The organism is Mycobacterium sp. (assembly GCF_019243155.1).
Taxonomy (GTDB): domain Bacteria; phylum Actinomycetota; class Actinomycetes; order Mycobacteriales; family Mycobacteriaceae; genus Mycobacterium.
This window is the reverse complement of record NZ_JAFAUS010000186.1, coordinates 1-13,876: the sequence shown is the minus strand read 5'-3', so window position 1 is coordinate 13,876 and position 13,876 is coordinate 1. Positions and strand designations below refer to the sequence as shown.

The window sequence follows — 13,876 nt, the reverse complement described above, 5'->3', positions numbered from 1 at the left end:
CAGGCCCGATTGCGAAAGATCGGTCATTTTGCTTTGCCCATCTTCTCGTGAGGGTGGAGGGGGAGGGGTTCGCCAAACTCGCGAGTGCGGTCAGCGGTGAACGGCTCAAACAGCTCTGCTAGTGCGGAAATGATGTCGATCGGCCCCGGCGTCCGGTGCTCCAGGCCCGGGCCGTAGCGATTCGCATCGGGTGTGCGCGCGCAGCGCTCGCGCGCAAGTGGCTCGCGGTGCGGTCCGTGGCTCAGCGTGTTCACCGCAGTCTGCCCAGGGTCCCCCATATTGCTCCTTAAACGCCGGGGTGGAGGCCAGGCACGTTACGGTGGCGCGTGATTGCGGCCATACCGATACTGCACCTGTGGCGGAGATTACATACCCCCCGCCTGGCTGTAAAGGAAAATTGGCAACTTAAGGTATCTTTATTAGACATACGAAAGTTTCTACCGCCCGGTGCAGTAAGCCCTCGTCGGACTCGCATCTCAGGCACCAGGACGCGCCGAGCACTTGTGACGGCGGGACCGAAACAATGCTTCGCTCCCGGTGAACTGGCGGATCTCGTCAATTCGTGTTGGGCCTGCAGGAACGGATGCCGGTCGATCGGCAGAGAGCTCTCGATCAGGTCACCGAACGCGCGGTACAGGCTGTGCCGGGGGCCCAGGTGCTGCGCGACGAACAACTCCGCAGGGCGCTGGCGTCACGTGACATCATCGGCCAGGCCAAGGGCATCCTCATGGAACGGTTCGCGATCGACGCCGAGTCCGCTCCCAATTTGCTCAAGCGTCTTTCGCAAGCCGATAACACCCCGCTGGCGGAAATCGCGCTCCTGGTGCTGACCCGCGGACGCTGAGGTCACCGAGGAGGTCGTGCCCGATCTGTCCGCTTCAGCCCTGCGCCGATTCGTGGCGCAAGACATCAGTCGAGGGTCAGTGAGGAAGCAGGTTGACCCGAGCTGCGTCTGAGTAATTGTCGAGCCGCTCCGACTCTGCGGAGGATGCGTGATTCCTGTGCGGGAACTCTCGACGGCCGACGGGTATTGGCTTGACGGAGCGAGTCACCCACCACGAGCAGAACTTCGCGCTGTTCCTCAGTGATCCGCCCATCGGATAGGCGTCCCTCGATCACTTCGAGGGCACGAACAATGCCTTCGCAACGTCCGCGCTCCCACATGCCCCAACCGTCGACAAACTTCGCGGCGGCACTAACGTCCATGGTTCCCTCACTGGCTAGCCGGACTTCGTCACCAAGTTTTTCTAGTGGAGCGCATAGAAACATTCTGCTCGCCGCGATCTTTACGGAATTCTGATGACCGCGACGATCTCCGCACAAGCCATGGCCCCTACCAACCCGGGCGGCTACATCTTTGATCAACTTGGCTCTGTGTTGTTCGACCAACATGCAGGCGCGTCGATTCGCTGCCTATTGGCGTCTTGGGTTTCCACGACTGCGCCGGCGGCCACATACTCGAAATCATGCGCAGCATCTGATCCCGTGTCTGGTGCGAGAAGGCGGCTAAGGCTGCGAGGTGACAGCCATCCGCCGCTTGCTGACCTTCGCGAGGTCGGCTTTCAAAGACTTGACCGTGCCGCGGTGCGTCTTTGCGGCCTTTTTCAATTGCTTGAGCGTTTTCTTTTGTCGCTGCAAGGCCGCGCGCAACCGGTCCTCGCGACGCGCGACGTTGCGCAGCACCTTCTGCGCGGCCGCGACGCTCGCGGCCGGAGGGTCCTGCGCGGACGTGGAGCGTTTGGTTGCCGGCCTTTTCGAGCTCTGAGTGCGGACAGCAGGCCGTGCCGTTTTCGAGTTTTTTCGGCTCGCGGGTGATGCCTTTGAAGCGGTACGCCGGGAGGTTTTTGACGCGCTGCGGCGGGCCTTAGTAGGGGTTTTGTTAGCCATGTCAGTGCCTGTTTCTTGTGAGTTCGTCAGCGTTCATTTGCACGCCACTATCTGTTCAGAATGTGTACCCCTGGGTTGACCGATCAATCCGCCCGCATCTTTTTTAGCGAACCGTCGACGTCCGCTACGCCAGGCGAGTTCGCGGTTCTGTCGGGCGGAGGCGGGCCCGGAGGTGGCGGTCGGCTCGAAGACGCGACGGGTGCGTCGGGAGAACTTCGGCATTGAGTTCTCGGGCCGAACCGGAGAACCCCGTGCCCCCGGCAGGATTCGAACCTGCGACACCGGCTTTAGGAGAGCCGTGCTCTATCCCCTGAGCTACGAGGGCGGACGGCCTGAGCTTACCGGGGCCCCGGGCCGCAACGGGCTCAGCGCAGCTCCGCGATCACCTTCGAGAAGTTCTGGATGTGGTTGTCCTGCACGGTGACGGAGGTGACGCCGTACTTCTCGCGATAGAACATCAACCTGTCGGCCATGTCGCGCGGCGTTCCGCTGAGCACCGAGGTCTGCTCCAACAACTCCTCGTCCGACAGCTCCGGGGCGTACTGGCGAGTCATCCTCAAATCGGGCATGGTCTCGCCTTCGGCGGGGATCGCCGTGATTGCCAGGTTCAGTTCCAGCGAGTCGAACCGATCGCCGGCAGCCGCGCGGACGAACTCGACTCGTTCGGTCAGCGGGTCGTCGGCCTCCTTCACCCTCGAGCCGGTCAGCCCGATGATGTGGGCGTGCCGGGCCGCGATGGTCAGCACGCGATCGCCGTTGCCGGCGATGAGGATGGGCGTCTTCGGATGATGCTCTGCCAAGTAGGTCGTCATGTGCTTGAGGTAGTCGACCCGCGCGCCGGCGCTGGGATAGGGCAATTCGGCGGCGTCGAATTCCTCCTTGACGTAACCGGTGCCGAGCCCGATCTCGAGGCGGCCGCCGCTGAGCTTGTCCACGTCTGCGAGGTCACGGCTGAGCAGGGCCGGCTTATAGAACGCGGCATTGAGCACATACATGCTCAGCTTGAGCTTCGTGGTGACCATGGCCGCGGCGGTCAGCGCTGCGATCGGCGATGCCGCCCCGAGATGATCTGGCACACAGAGAATGTCGAATCCAGCGTCTTCGGCCTTCTTCACCTTCTCGACGAATGCCTCGCGAGACTTGATGAAGCGCATGCTCATTCCGAAGCGAAAATCCTTGGCCACCAACAACCTCCGTTTCAGCGAACTAACGACAACTACCAGGACCGGGCCGCGCCCGCCAAGCCGTGCACCAGTGCGCTGGTGCACGGGGACAAGCCGTCATCGCCGGGCAGCGGGCTGCGCGGGCTCAGGCCGCGCACGCGGACGCACAGCTCCAGCTGGGTTCCGCCGCCGCGCACCCGGTTGACGGGATTGTCCGGATGCAGACCCCGCAGTTCCGGCGGGATGTCGTCGAGTTCGGTGATGACCTGATAGCCGGTCAGCTCGATGTGCTCGGCCAGATGGGCGGCCAGGGCGCGGTTGCGGCCGCCGGCCAGCAGCTGCGTGCCGCGGCCGACGCGGCCATAGCCGTGCAGCGATACCGCGACGTCGACATGGTCGAGAAACTCGGCGAGCCGCGGCGATTCGGCCGGGTCGAACAACGCCGACGACAGATGGTGCGGATACCGGTCGGGGTGGCGCAGCAGGTACACCGAGGCCCCGGCGGCGTCCGCGGCGCGCTCGGCGATCACGTCGGTCATCTCTTCCAGCCCGCCGCCGTGGATGGCGAGAAAGCCGAAACGCGACCGGAGTTGGCTGACCTCGACCACTCCCGGCTCGTTCAGCAATTCCGAAAGTGACCGTGGCGCAGGCCCCGACGCCCATGTTCTCGCCGACTTCGGCCGAGGCCAGCGCGCGGGATCCCAGCGGCGCAGGAAGTCGATCCAGCGCTGCGGCAACCCGTGATGCTCGGCGCCATTGATGATCGTGGGCAGGTAGCCCGGTCGCGGTGGTCCCGGCGTCACCCGGTGGTCGATGTAGACCCAGGCCGGACGCGGCCCGTCGTCGGTGAGCACCGTCAACTCGTCACGCCGGTAGCGCACCGGGACGCCCTCGGCGCTGTCCAGGGTGGCCAGGTCGCCGTCCGAGATCTGCCAGAGCACCCCGTGGACCTGGTTGCCCGCCACGGGTTCGACGGTGGCAACGCCACGCTGATTGATCAGCCAGTCGTGGTCCGACAGGACCGCCGGTCGCGGGTCGGCGGCGTCGGGGCACCGCTGCGCCATCTGCTGCACGCACAGGTTCGACCCGTATGCGAAGTAGGGATGCCGCCGGGCCGGCATTCAGCCGGTCACCGTCAGCCAGATGAGCACCATGTTAAGCAGACTAATCATTACGCCGACCGCCCAGCCAGCGACGGTCGTGACGGGATGGTTGGCGTCTTTGCCCATCAGCTTTCGATCGCTGGTCAGTCTGACGAGCGGCAGCACGGCGAACGGTATGCCGAACGACAGCACGACCTGGGAGAGCACCAGCGCGCGCGTCGGGTCGAATCCGATCGCGAGGATCACCAGGGCGGGACAGATGGTGATCAGACGCCGCGCGATCATCGGAATCTTTCGGTGCAGCAATCCCTGCATGATCATGGCGCCGGCATAGGCGCCCACCGACGAGGATGCCAGGCCCGAGGCGAGCAGCCCGATCGCGAACAGCAGCGCGATCGCCGGGCCCAACGTGTTGTGGATTGCGCTGTAGGCGCCCTCGATCGACGCGGTGACATTGCTGTGCTGCAGGTTGATCGCGGCGACCAGCAGCATCGCGGCATTCACCGTTCCGGCCACCGCCATCGCCAGCACGACGTCCCAGCGGGTGACGCGCAGCAGCAGGCGGCGCTCCTGACCTTCGTCGGGGTGACCGTGCCTGTCGAGAACCAGGCCGGAGTGCATGTAGACCGCGTGCGGCATGACGGTGGCGCCGAGGATGGCGGCCGCCAGCAGCAGGCTTTCGGTGCCACGGAATCGGGGCACCAACCCACTGAAGACGGCGCCCGGTGGCGGCGTGTTGACGAAAAAGCTTGCGGCGAAGCCGATGGCGATCACGAGCAACAAGCCGGTGATGACGCGCTCGAAGATGATCTGTCCGCGCCGGTCCTGGATCGCGAGCAGCAGCAGGGACACGACTCCGGTGATGATCCCGCCGGCCAGCATCGGGAGGTTGAACAGGATGTGCAACGCGATCGCCCCGCCGACGACCTCGGCCATATCGGTCGCGATCGCGACGAGTTCCGCCTGCGCCCAGTAGACCAGCCGGACGGGGCGACTCATCCGCTTGGCGATGGCGGCGGGCAACGAGCGTCCGGTCACCAATCCCAATTTGGCCGACAGGTACTGCACCAGGCCGGCGAGCACATTGGCCACCACGATGACCCAGAGCAGCAGGTAGCCGTACTGGGCGCCCGAGCTGACGTTGGCCGCGACGTTTCCGGGGTCGACGTACGCGATCGCGGCGACGAACGCCGGCCCAAGCAGATACCAGCTCCTTTTGAGCGACGAGGCCTCAGTGCCCTGCGCCAATGTGGTGACCCCTCGATTCACATATCCGAATAAGAAAGTGAGGTTAGTCGAAATCCTTGCGCAAGCCAGACGGGGCCACCCCGGCTTTGGGCGCAATTTATATGGAACCAAACGCGGCCCGTCGAGGTCGAACTTGGTATGAGTGCGCCGAACACGTTGAACACCGACTTCGACCTGATGCGATCGGTCGCCGGCGCGACCGACGCCCGCAACGACGAGATTCGGGCGATGCTGCAGGCGTTTATCGGCCGCATGAGCGGCGTGCCGCCGTCGGTGTGGGGTGGGCTGGCGGCCGCACGGTTCAAAGGCGTGGTGGATCGGTGGAACGCCGAGTCGCTGCGGCTGTATCACGTCCAGCACTCGATCGCCGAGACCATTCGGCACAACGCGGCCGTCTTGCAGGAGGCCGGACAGAGCCACGCCAACCACATCGCCGCCGCCGGCGGGAATCTGTCATAGAAAGGGTGGCCGTGGAACCGGTCCTGTCCTACAACTTCGGCGAAATCGAGTACTCGGTGCGTCAGGAGATCCACACCACCTCCGCGCGCTTCAACGCCGCGCTGGACGAGCTGAGGTCGCAGATCGCCCCGCTGCAGCAGCTCTGGACCCGTGAAGCGGCGGCCGCCTACCAGGTTGAGCAGCTGAAATGGCATCAGGCCGCGACGGCGCTCAACGAGATTCTTGTCGAGCTCGGCAACGCGGTCCGCGACGGCGCCGAGGAGGTGGCCGACGCCGACCGTCGGGCGGCCGGCGTCTGGGGACGGTAGCTGCGCGCCCAATAGACGCCGCGCGGCACCCGCGGCGCCCATAGACTCTGCGTGGTCCCGAAGGAGGAGAGCCGGAGGGACCACGCAGTCATTTTGACCTGCGGGGATACGCGTCTGTAAGCTGCTCGGTTGGCGTGCGGTACGCCGGGGTCTCGGGTCAATGTCGGTCGCCGAGACAAAACCCCCACCGTGGACGCCTGACCGGCCCCCGGGTCACACCGGGATCACCCCGAGAAGAAGAAGGTAAGCGCTGTGCCCACATACGCGCCCAAGGCGGGTGACACCACGCGGTCGTGGTACGTCATCGACGCCACGGACGTGGTGCTTGGCCGCCTTGCCGTCGCAGCAGCCACTCTGTTGCGCGGCAAGCACAAGCCGACGTTCGCTCCCAATGTCGATGGTGGCGATTTCGTCATCGTCATCAACGCCGACAAGGTCGCCATCAGCGGCGACAAACTGCGGGACAAGATCGCTTACAGCCACTCGGGATATCCCGGCGGTCTACACAAGCGCACTATCGGCGAGCTGATGGAAAAGCACCCGACCCGCGTCGTGGAGAACGCGATCGTCGGCATGCTTCCGCACAACAAGCTCAGCCGTCAGGTCCAGCGCAAGCTCCATGTCTACGCCGGCCCGGAGCACCCACACGCCGCGCAGCAGCCGGTTCCGTACGAGATCAAGCAGGTGGCCCAGTGACCGAAACAACCGAGGGCCTGGAAGCCCAGGCAGCCCCGGAAGCCACCGAGGTGACGGAAGTGGCGGCCGAAGCTACCGCCGCGCCCGCCGAGTCGTACGTTTTCGACCGGCCCATTCAGACCGTCGGTCGCCGCAAGGAAGCCATCGTGCGCGTGCGGCTGGTGCCCGGCACCGGAAAGTTCGACCTCAACGGCCGCAGCCTGGAGGACTACTTCCCCAACAAGGTGCACCAGCAGCTCATCAAGGCCCCGCTGGTCACCGTCGATCGGGTGGAGAACTTCGACATCTTCGCGCTGCTCACCGGCGGTGGCCCGTCGGGTCAGGCCGGTGCGCTGCGCCTGGGTATCGCGCGGGCGCTGATTCTGGCATCGCCCGATGACCGGCCCTCGCTGAAGAAGGCCGGCTTCCTGACGCGTGACCCGCGTGCCACCGAGCGCAAGAAGTACGGCCTGAAGAAGGCGCGCAAGGCGCCTCAGTACAGCAAGCGCTGATCAGTAGTCGCTTTCCGGCCACAACGAAGCATCTTCGATGAGACGTTGTGCGCAGTCGTCGGCGTGTCTGCGCACAAACGTGCCCTGTTTAAGTCAGAAAGAACGGGCACGCTAGGTGCTGAACCGCCAACTGTGAGAGGTTTGTCCGCATGGGTCGACTATTCGGCACCGACGGTGTCCGTGGGGTCGCCAATCGCGAGTTGACCGCCGAGTTGGCGCTGGCTTTAGGCGCCGCGGCGGCACGGCACTTGGCGAGCTCGGGAGCGCCGGGCCGGCGGGTCGCGGTGATCGGTCGGGATCCCCGGGCGAGCGGCGAAATGCTCGAGTCCGCGGTGATCGCCGGGCTCACCAGTCAGGGCGTCGACGCGCTACGGGTGGGGGTGCTTCCCACACCCGCGGTGGCGTACCTGACCGGTGCCTACGACGCCGACTTCGGAGTGATGATCTCGGCGTCGCACAACCCGATGCCCGACAACGGGATCAAGATCTTCGGCCCCGGCGGTCGCAAGCTGGACGACGACACCGAGGACCAGATCGAAGCGCTGCTCGCGGCCCAGCCCGAGCTGCGCCCGGTCGGCGCCGGGATCGGCCGGGTCATCGACGCCGAGGACGCGGCCGACCGCTACCTACGCCAACTCAGCAAGGCCAGCACGCTGCGGCTCGACGGACTGACCGTAGTGGTCGACTGCGCCCACGGCGCGGCCTCGTCGGTGGCGCCGCGCGCCTATCGGGCCGCCGGTGCGCGGGTGATCTCGATCAACGCCGACCCCGACGGCCTCAATATCAATGACAACTGTGGTTCGACGCATCTGGATTCGTTGCGGGCGGCCGTCGTCGCCCACCGCGCTGACCTCGGCCTGGCGCACGACGGGGATGCCGACCGGTGCCTGGCCATCGACGCCGGCGGGAATCTGGTCGACGGCGACCACATCATGGTCGTGCTGGCGCTGGCGATGAGGGAGGCCGGCGAACTGGCTTCGGACACGTTGGTGGCCACCGTGATGAGCAACCTCGGGCTGCACCTCGCCATGCGCACGGCCGACATCACCGTGCGCACGACCGGTGTCGGTGACCGTTACGTCCTGGAGGAGTTGCGGGCGGGCGACTACAGCCTGGGCGGCGAGCAGTCCGGGCACATCGTGATGCCCGCGCTGGGCTCCACCGGGGACGGCATCGTCACCGGGCTGCGGCTGATGACCCGCATGGTGCAGACGGGCTCGTCCCTGTCCGCGCTGGCGGCGGCGATGCAGACATTGCCGCAGGTGCTGATCAACGTCACGGTCGCCGATAAGGTCACCGCCGCGACCGCGCCCTCGGTGCAGACCGCCCTGGCGCAGGCCGAGGCAGAGCTCGGTGACACCGGCCGAATCCTGTTGCGTCCCTCTGGAACCGAGCCCATGATCCGCGTCATGGTGGAAGCGCCAGAGAAGGACGTCGCGCAGCGGGTCGCCGCCCGGGTCGCCGAGGCGGTCGGCGCCGCGCACTGATCGTCGTCTGGAGTTCGGCGCGGAACCCCGGCGCGCCATCGGGCGTCGGATTAGGCATGAGATTCGACAGGGGAGTACGGCCCACCACCGTTGTCCGCACCGAGGTTGACGTCGCGGCGACATACCGGATCGCTCAACAGTTCGGGGCGGCCGCCGAGATCATCGACCGCGCGCTGCGTGATCAGCTCAGCAGGCTGTCGTTCGGCGGGGCCGTCGCCGGCCGGGCGCACACGGCGCGCGGCGACGCTCTGCGCGCCGAGTTGCAGCGACTCGTGGGCGAATTGTCGCAGTGGTCGCGCGCGTCCGACGAGATCGCCGCCGCCCTGCGGGCCAGCGCCGATCGCTACGCCGACGCCGAACTCTATGCCGCGGCCCGGATCGCCTGACCGTGGCCGACCGGCTGGACGTCGCCGAGCGCCTCGCCGAGGGTCGGCTCGCCGTCGAGCACACCCAGACCTACGTTAGGGCCTGTCAGGCGGTGGGCTACCAGCATCCCGACCTGACGGCGCACCCTTCCCGAATCCTCGAATGGTTCGACAGCGAGGAGGGCCTCGACCTTCGCGTGCTCGACGGTGACTGCGCCGAACTGCGGGCGGCGGGCGACGCGGTGGCCGAAGCGCTGCGGGTGCAGCGCGCCCAGGTGGCCGAGCTGACCGCGGCGTGGACAGGGCCGGGCGGCGATGCCGCGGCACGAGTGTTGCAGCGCCACTGTGACTCCGCGAACGCGGTGGTGACCGAACTCCGCGCGGCGGCCCAGCGCTGCGAGTCGCTGCGCGACAACGTCTGGTACCTGGTCGATTCCAAGGTCGCGACCGCGGTCGCCGTCGACGATCGGGCGCATCAACCGGAATGGCTGCCCGCCGCGGTGGCGGTGACGACGGGCGCCGGGGATCGGCAATCCGCCGAGGAAGTGGTGCGTCAGCAGGTAATTCCCTACGTGGACAACGATATTCGCGACGATTGGCTGCCGGTGATGCGATCCACGTCTGACGGGGTGGAGACGTCCTACGGCATGGTCATCGACAGGATGGCCGCGGCGCCGACGGTGTGCTTCGAACTTCGCGGTGATCTCGGGCCCGGTTATGCACCGCTGCAGCCGGCGCCCGTGAGCGCGCCGAATCTGGCATCCCCGCCAAGCCCGCCGGCCACGGCCGAGCCACCCGCCCCGGCCGACGCACCCGCCCCGGCGGTGGATCCGGCGCCGACGCTGGCGGCCGCCGCTCCGCCTGCGGCCGCCGCTTCGCCCGCGCCCGCGAGCGATTGGGGAACCGCCCTAGGTGACGCCGCGGGAATGCCGGCGGGCGACCTGGGCGGCGGCACGGGCGGTGGCGGCGGTGGTCTCCTCGGGTTGGCCGGCAGGATCGTCGACGCGATGAGCGACCTGATCGGTTCGGCGACCGACGATCTCGGCGATGCCGACGCGTTCGAAGGCGACGATCCCTTCGGCGAGGATCCCTTCCAAGCGGAGGACGCCACCGACGACAAGCCCGACGAGTCCGTCGAACCCGACGCGGTCAAGGACGTCGACGACACCGAACAAAGCAAGCAGGGAGCGGCACCCGTCGATGCGCCTGCGCCACCAGACGTGCCGGCACCGATCGAGCCGCCCCTACCCACCGACCCGCCCGCACCCGTCGCGGCGCCGGCCGCAGCCCAACCGGCGCCCGAACCCGCCCCCGGGGGGTCAACGCCGTGCGAGATCGCCGCCGATCAGCTTCCGCAGGCGGGACAGTGATGCTCAGGCGGGTTGCAGATCCAGCGCCTCCTTGACGAAACGCATCGATTCATCGTTGTCGGCGGACACCGGGGCCAACAACAGCGTCGTCACGCCGGCTTCGGCGAAAGCGGCCAGGCGTTCCGCGACGTAGCCGCGCGGGCCGATCAACGACATCCCGCGCACCAGCTCGTCGGGGACGATGTCGATCGCCTCTTGTTTGCGGCCGGACAGGTACAGCTCCTGAATACGGTCCGCGACCTCACCGAACCCGTAGCGCGTCGCCAGATTGTGGTAGAAATTGCGGCCTTTGGCGCCCATGCCGCCGATGTAAAGAGCGAGCTGCGGCTTGACCCAAGCCAGTCGCTCGTCGACGTCGTCACCGATGGCCAGCGACGCGTGCACCATGACATCGAGCGGGCCCAGCGCGGGATCCCGCTTGGCGGCGCCGGCCGCCAACGCCTCGCCCCAGACCGACGCGGCCTTGTCCGGCAGGTAGAACACCGGTTGCCAGCCTTCGGCGATCTCGGCGGTGAGCTCGACATTCTTCGGGCCGAGGGCGGCGATGGTGATCGGAATGCGTTCGCGCACAGGTTGATTGATGAGCTTCAACGGTTTGCCCAATCCCGTCCCGCGATCCGCGGGCAACGGGATCTGGTAGTGCTTGCCCTGGTATTGCACCCGTTCCCGACGCCACACCTGGCGGCAGATCTCGACGATCTCCCGGGTGCGGCCCAACGGGGCGTCGAACGCGACGCCGTGAAACCCCTCCATCACCTGCGGCCCGGACGTGCCGATGCCGAGACGGAATCGCCCATCGGACACGAAGTCCAGCCCCGCCGCCGTCATCGCCAACAGCGATGGCGTGCGGATGTAGATCGGGATCACCCCGGAGGCCAGCTCAACCGTGCTCGTCTTGGCCGCCAGATATCCCAACTGGCTGACCGCATCGAACGAATACGCCTCGGCCACCACCGCGACTTCGATGCCGGACTTCTCGAGTTCGACGACGCGATCCACGGCTTCGTGAAACCCACCCGAATAGTTCAGAGCGATCCCGATACGCATCAACGACACTTACCACAGCGCAGATAGTCTCCCTAGGGAGAGGACGCGAGGGCCGCAGGGAGGAGGGACCCATGAGGACTGTTGCCATGATCGCTGCAAGCTTGGTTTTGGCGGCACTGTTCGGTTTCGGTATCGCCCACGCCGACGCCGGCCAGGAGCAGGAAGCATGCCAGCTGATGGACGATCCCGCCGGTCCTCAATCGGGTTACGCGCCAGCCGAATACGCCTACATGATGCTGCGCGCCAAGATGAGCCCCGAGCACGCGCGCAATGTCATGTCGCAGGGGGCCTACGACTACTGCCCCAATCACATCACCGACCTGCCGGCCGGCTGGCGGTAGCGAGCGCCCAGGTGGCAAAACTGAATTCTGCCATCATGTTTCGCTACTTCAGCAGCGCGACGATCTTCTCTTCCAGGCGTACCGTTTCGGCCTCGGGGGCGATCGCGTCCGTCTTGGGCAGTTGCACGTCCGGATCGGCGAAGTCGCGGTACGTCTTGTCGCCGCCGAGTGTGTAGAGCAGGTAGCCGGTCAGCAGGGCCCGAACCGACCGCTGCGTGCGTCGGTCCTGGCCGCCCAGCCCGAGCACCTTCCTCAGCCGCCGCCCCTGCACGAGGCCCTCGGGTTGTGCCTTGCTGACGATGCGCAGAGTGGCGGAGTCCCACGACCGGGAAAGCCTTTGCGCGTCCGAGTTGAGGCTCTTGTCGTCTCCCGGCGCGGTCAGGATCAGTCCCGGGACTTTCAGCGTCGCCGCCGGCTGCGCGGCCGGGGGACTGGTGATCGACGGGAAGATCGCCGCGACCGCCTCCAGCTTGTTCGGCATCCCCGCCGCCGCGAAGACGGCGGCCGAGCCGCCGAAGCCGTGGCCGAGCACCCCGAGCTTGGCGGGATGCACGCTGATTTTGCCCGGCCCCAACCGCACACCCGACACGATGTCGAGGGCGGTGCCGAGATCGAACGCGAAGTTCAGCACCGAAGGGCCCAGGCCCCGCTGAGTGTCGGGAGCGCCGGCCACGATGCCCCAGGACGCCAAATGTTCCAGCAAGCCCGAGTACCGAGCGGTACCGGTGAGCCAATCGTGACCGAAAGCCACCCCGGGCAGATTCAGTCCCACTTCCGGCGTGTACACCACCCCGGGCAGACCGGCAAAGGCCAGGTCGCCACGCAAAACCCGGTGCGGGCCACGGCGAGAAAGGTTTGCGACGAGCTTGCGGATGCGGGCCACGCGTCGACGTTAGCGCATCGCTGTGCTGCGCCGGGCCGGGAGAAGGCAGGCTCGAGTCGGCCTTAAACCCGCACCTCGATGACCCCGACCCGCCACAGCACCGCGTACACCTGACGCATCGGGATGCTGAGCAAATGGGTGGCCGCGTTCACCAACGGGTCGCCGCCGAAGAAGGCGTGGTGTGGACGCCGCTTCGGCGCTGGTTGCAGGGTCAGCACCGGCGCGGGGGCCACGGGCGCCACGTCATCGTGCAGAACAGCGGTCATGATTCCCTCCTGGAAGCTGGCACGCGGCGGGGGACGAAAGGTCATTCGTTTTGAGGACCCGCTGCAGAATTCTCAATTAACATCTATTAACGTTTACCTATCCGGCTGCTTACGCATTTCGATATTTCCGCGTCGCTCGGAATTGAAGACGCTGGGCGGAATGCCTTTCCGGGGTTGCTGGAGCATCGTCATTGATGTTGATGAAAAGTTGATTCCCAAGGACAGTTGCGGTCGCGCGCCGGCCGACTATCAGAAGAACCCGCTGTTCCGAGTCGTATCTGCCTGTGACGGTTGCCGTGAAGCATTCCGCAGTCGTGGTCAGGCGAGCGTCAAGAACCTCGTCCTCTCCGCTGGCTCAGATGGTTGCCAGCATTCCAATTTTCGTAAGTCTAAGGAAGTGCCCTGCTGAGGCGATGAAGTAGATGAAAACGGCACAAATACATCAGGTGAAAAACGCTTCGGATGTTTATGAAGTCGACATGAATTGAATTGAAAGCGGATCGGCCTTGGTACTGGTCGCCCCCGCACGTCAGTCCCGGTCGGTCCGGCTGCATTACCCTGGTCAGAATGTGCGGAATCGTCGGCTACGTCGGGCAGCAGCCTGCCTGCAAGGTCGTCTTGGATGCGCTGCGCCGGATGGAGTACCGCGGGTACGACTCGTCGGGGATCGCCTTGGTCGACGGGGGTGACTCCCTTGTCGTGCGCCGGCGCGCCGGCCGGCTGGCCAACCTGGAAGAGGCGGTCGCCGAGATGCCGCCGGCG

The 13,876-nt window shown here is 66.2% G+C and carries 17 protein-coding genes, 1 tRNA gene and 2 pseudogenes; 11 read left to right on the top strand and 9 right to left on the bottom strand.

Annotated elements, in window-relative coordinates; all coding sequences use genetic code 11:
* Positions 1-23 precede the first annotated feature (23 nt).
* Positions 24-254: a hypothetical protein gene (locus JOZ00_RS09085; protein WP_293342718.1), complete on the bottom strand. Its 231-nt coding sequence runs from the start codon at positions 252-254 to the stop codon at positions 24-26.
* Between the two features lie 407 nt (positions 255-661).
* Between JOZ00_RS09085 and JOZ00_RS09080 the strand changes: the two are divergent.
* Positions 662-844 (top strand): annotated as a pseudogene (locus tag JOZ00_RS09080) (ANTAR domain-containing protein); the annotation flags it as partial.
* A 662-nt stretch (positions 845-1,506) separates the two neighbouring features.
* On the opposite strand, the gene JOZ00_RS09075 reads toward JOZ00_RS09080, so the two are convergent.
* From JOZ00_RS09075 to JOZ00_RS09055, 5 genes are all read right to left on the bottom strand, one after another.
* Positions 1,507-1,887 carry a hypothetical protein gene (locus JOZ00_RS09075; protein WP_293342715.1) on the bottom strand — a complete coding sequence of 127 codons (381 nt, stop codon included), beginning with the start codon at positions 1,885-1,887 and terminating at the stop codon, positions 1,507-1,509.
* A 252-nt stretch (positions 1,888-2,139) separates the two neighbouring features.
* Positions 2,140-2,212: transfer RNA gene (locus JOZ00_RS09070), tRNA-Arg, on the bottom strand.
* 40 nt (positions 2,213-2,252) lie between these two features.
* The gene (locus JOZ00_RS09065; RefSeq protein ID WP_293342712.1) at positions 2,253-3,077 is read right to left on the bottom strand and encodes an LLM class F420-dependent oxidoreductase; all 825 of its coding nucleotides are present in this window, start codon (positions 3,075-3,077) and stop codon (positions 2,253-2,255) included.
* Between the two features lie 26 nt (positions 3,078-3,103).
* On the bottom strand, positions 3,104-4,171 hold the full coding sequence (locus tag JOZ00_RS09060; RefSeq protein ID WP_293342710.1) for a poly-gamma-glutamate hydrolase family protein: 1,068 nt from the start codon (positions 4,169-4,171) through the stop codon (positions 3,104-3,106).
* The gene (locus tag JOZ00_RS09055) at positions 4,172-5,455 is read right to left on the bottom strand and encodes an Nramp family divalent metal transporter (RefSeq protein ID WP_293342728.1); all 1,284 of its coding nucleotides are present in this window, start codon (positions 5,453-5,455) and stop codon (positions 4,172-4,174) included.
* Between the two features lie 84 nt (positions 5,456-5,539).
* Between JOZ00_RS09055 and JOZ00_RS09050 the strand changes: the two genes are divergently transcribed.
* The 7 genes from JOZ00_RS09050 to JOZ00_RS09020 all read left to right on the top strand — a co-directional run bounded on the left by JOZ00_RS09050 (position 5,540) and on the right by JOZ00_RS09020 (position 10,577).
* The gene (locus JOZ00_RS09050) at positions 5,540-5,860 is read left to right on the top strand and encodes a WXG100 family type VII secretion target (RefSeq protein WP_293342707.1); all 321 of its coding nucleotides are present in this window, start codon (positions 5,540-5,542) and stop codon (positions 5,858-5,860) included.
* Positions 5,861-5,865: 5 nt separating this feature from the next.
* Positions 5,866-6,168, top strand: coding sequence for a WXG100 family type VII secretion target (locus JOZ00_RS09045; protein ID WP_293342704.1), 303 nt, complete (start codon positions 5,866-5,868; stop codon positions 6,166-6,168).
* Between the two features lie 252 nt (positions 6,169-6,420).
* Positions 6,421-6,864, top strand: a complete 444-nt coding sequence (gene rplM, locus JOZ00_RS09040; protein WP_293342701.1) for a 50S ribosomal protein L13 — start codon at positions 6,421-6,423, stop codon at positions 6,862-6,864.
* A gap of 50 nt (positions 6,865-6,914) precedes the next feature.
* Positions 6,915-7,355, top strand: coding sequence for a 30S ribosomal protein S9 (rpsI, locus tag JOZ00_RS09035; RefSeq protein ID WP_293342725.1), 441 nt, complete (start codon positions 6,915-6,917; stop codon positions 7,353-7,355).
* Positions 7,356-7,504: 149 nt separating this feature from the next.
* On the top strand, positions 7,505-8,842 hold the full coding sequence (glmM, locus tag JOZ00_RS09030) for a phosphoglucosamine mutase (protein ID WP_293342698.1): 1,338 nt from the start codon (positions 7,505-7,507) through the stop codon (positions 8,840-8,842).
* A 56-nt stretch (positions 8,843-8,898) separates the two neighbouring features.
* The gene (locus tag JOZ00_RS09025; RefSeq protein ID WP_293342695.1) at positions 8,899-9,228 is read left to right on the top strand and encodes a type VII secretion target; all 330 of its coding nucleotides are present in this window, start codon (positions 8,899-8,901) and stop codon (positions 9,226-9,228) included.
* 2 nt (positions 9,229-9,230) lie between these two features.
* Positions 9,231-10,577, top strand: a complete 1,347-nt coding sequence (locus tag JOZ00_RS09020; RefSeq protein ID WP_293342692.1) for a hypothetical protein — start codon at positions 9,231-9,233, stop codon at positions 10,575-10,577.
* Positions 10,578-10,580: 3 nt separating this feature from the next.
* On the opposite strand, the gene JOZ00_RS09015 is transcribed toward JOZ00_RS09020, so the two are convergent.
* Positions 10,581-11,624 (bottom strand): LLM class F420-dependent oxidoreductase, encoded by a 1,044-nt coding sequence (locus tag JOZ00_RS09015; RefSeq protein ID WP_293342689.1) that lies wholly within the window; start codon positions 11,622-11,624, stop codon positions 10,581-10,583.
* 71 nt (positions 11,625-11,695) lie between these two features.
* Here JOZ00_RS09015 and JOZ00_RS09010 point away from each other — a divergent pair, with 71 nt between their 5' ends.
* Entirely contained in the window at positions 11,696-11,965 is a 270-nt protein-coding gene (locus JOZ00_RS09010) for a hypothetical protein (protein WP_293342686.1), read from the top strand.
* Between the two features lie 43 nt (positions 11,966-12,008).
* Here JOZ00_RS09010 and JOZ00_RS09005 read toward each other — a convergent pair whose 3' ends face one another.
* Both JOZ00_RS09005 and JOZ00_RS09000 read right to left on the bottom strand, forming a co-directional pair.
* A complete protein-coding gene (locus JOZ00_RS09005) occupies positions 12,009-12,848 on the bottom strand; it encodes a hypothetical protein (RefSeq protein WP_293342683.1) in 840 nt (279 codons plus the stop codon).
* A 62-nt stretch (positions 12,849-12,910) separates the two neighbouring features.
* Positions 12,911-13,114 carry an Rv1535 family protein gene (locus tag JOZ00_RS09000; protein ID WP_293342680.1) on the bottom strand — a complete coding sequence of 68 codons (204 nt, stop codon included), beginning with the start codon at positions 13,112-13,114 and terminating at the stop codon, positions 12,911-12,913.
* On the opposite strand from JOZ00_RS09000, the gene JOZ00_RS08995 reads away from it, so the two are divergent.
* Together JOZ00_RS08995 and JOZ00_RS08990 are read left to right on the top strand one after the other, a co-directional pair.
* Complete coding sequence (locus tag JOZ00_RS08995) at positions 13,113-13,523, top strand: hypothetical protein (protein WP_293342677.1); 411 nt, start codon at positions 13,113-13,115, stop codon at positions 13,521-13,523. The two genes, JOZ00_RS09000 and JOZ00_RS08995, sit on opposite strands and share 2 nt — an antisense overlap.
* A gap of 158 nt (positions 13,524-13,681) precedes the next feature.
* Positions 13,682-13,876, top strand: a pseudogene (locus JOZ00_RS08990) (glutamine--fructose-6-phosphate aminotransferase); the annotation flags it as partial.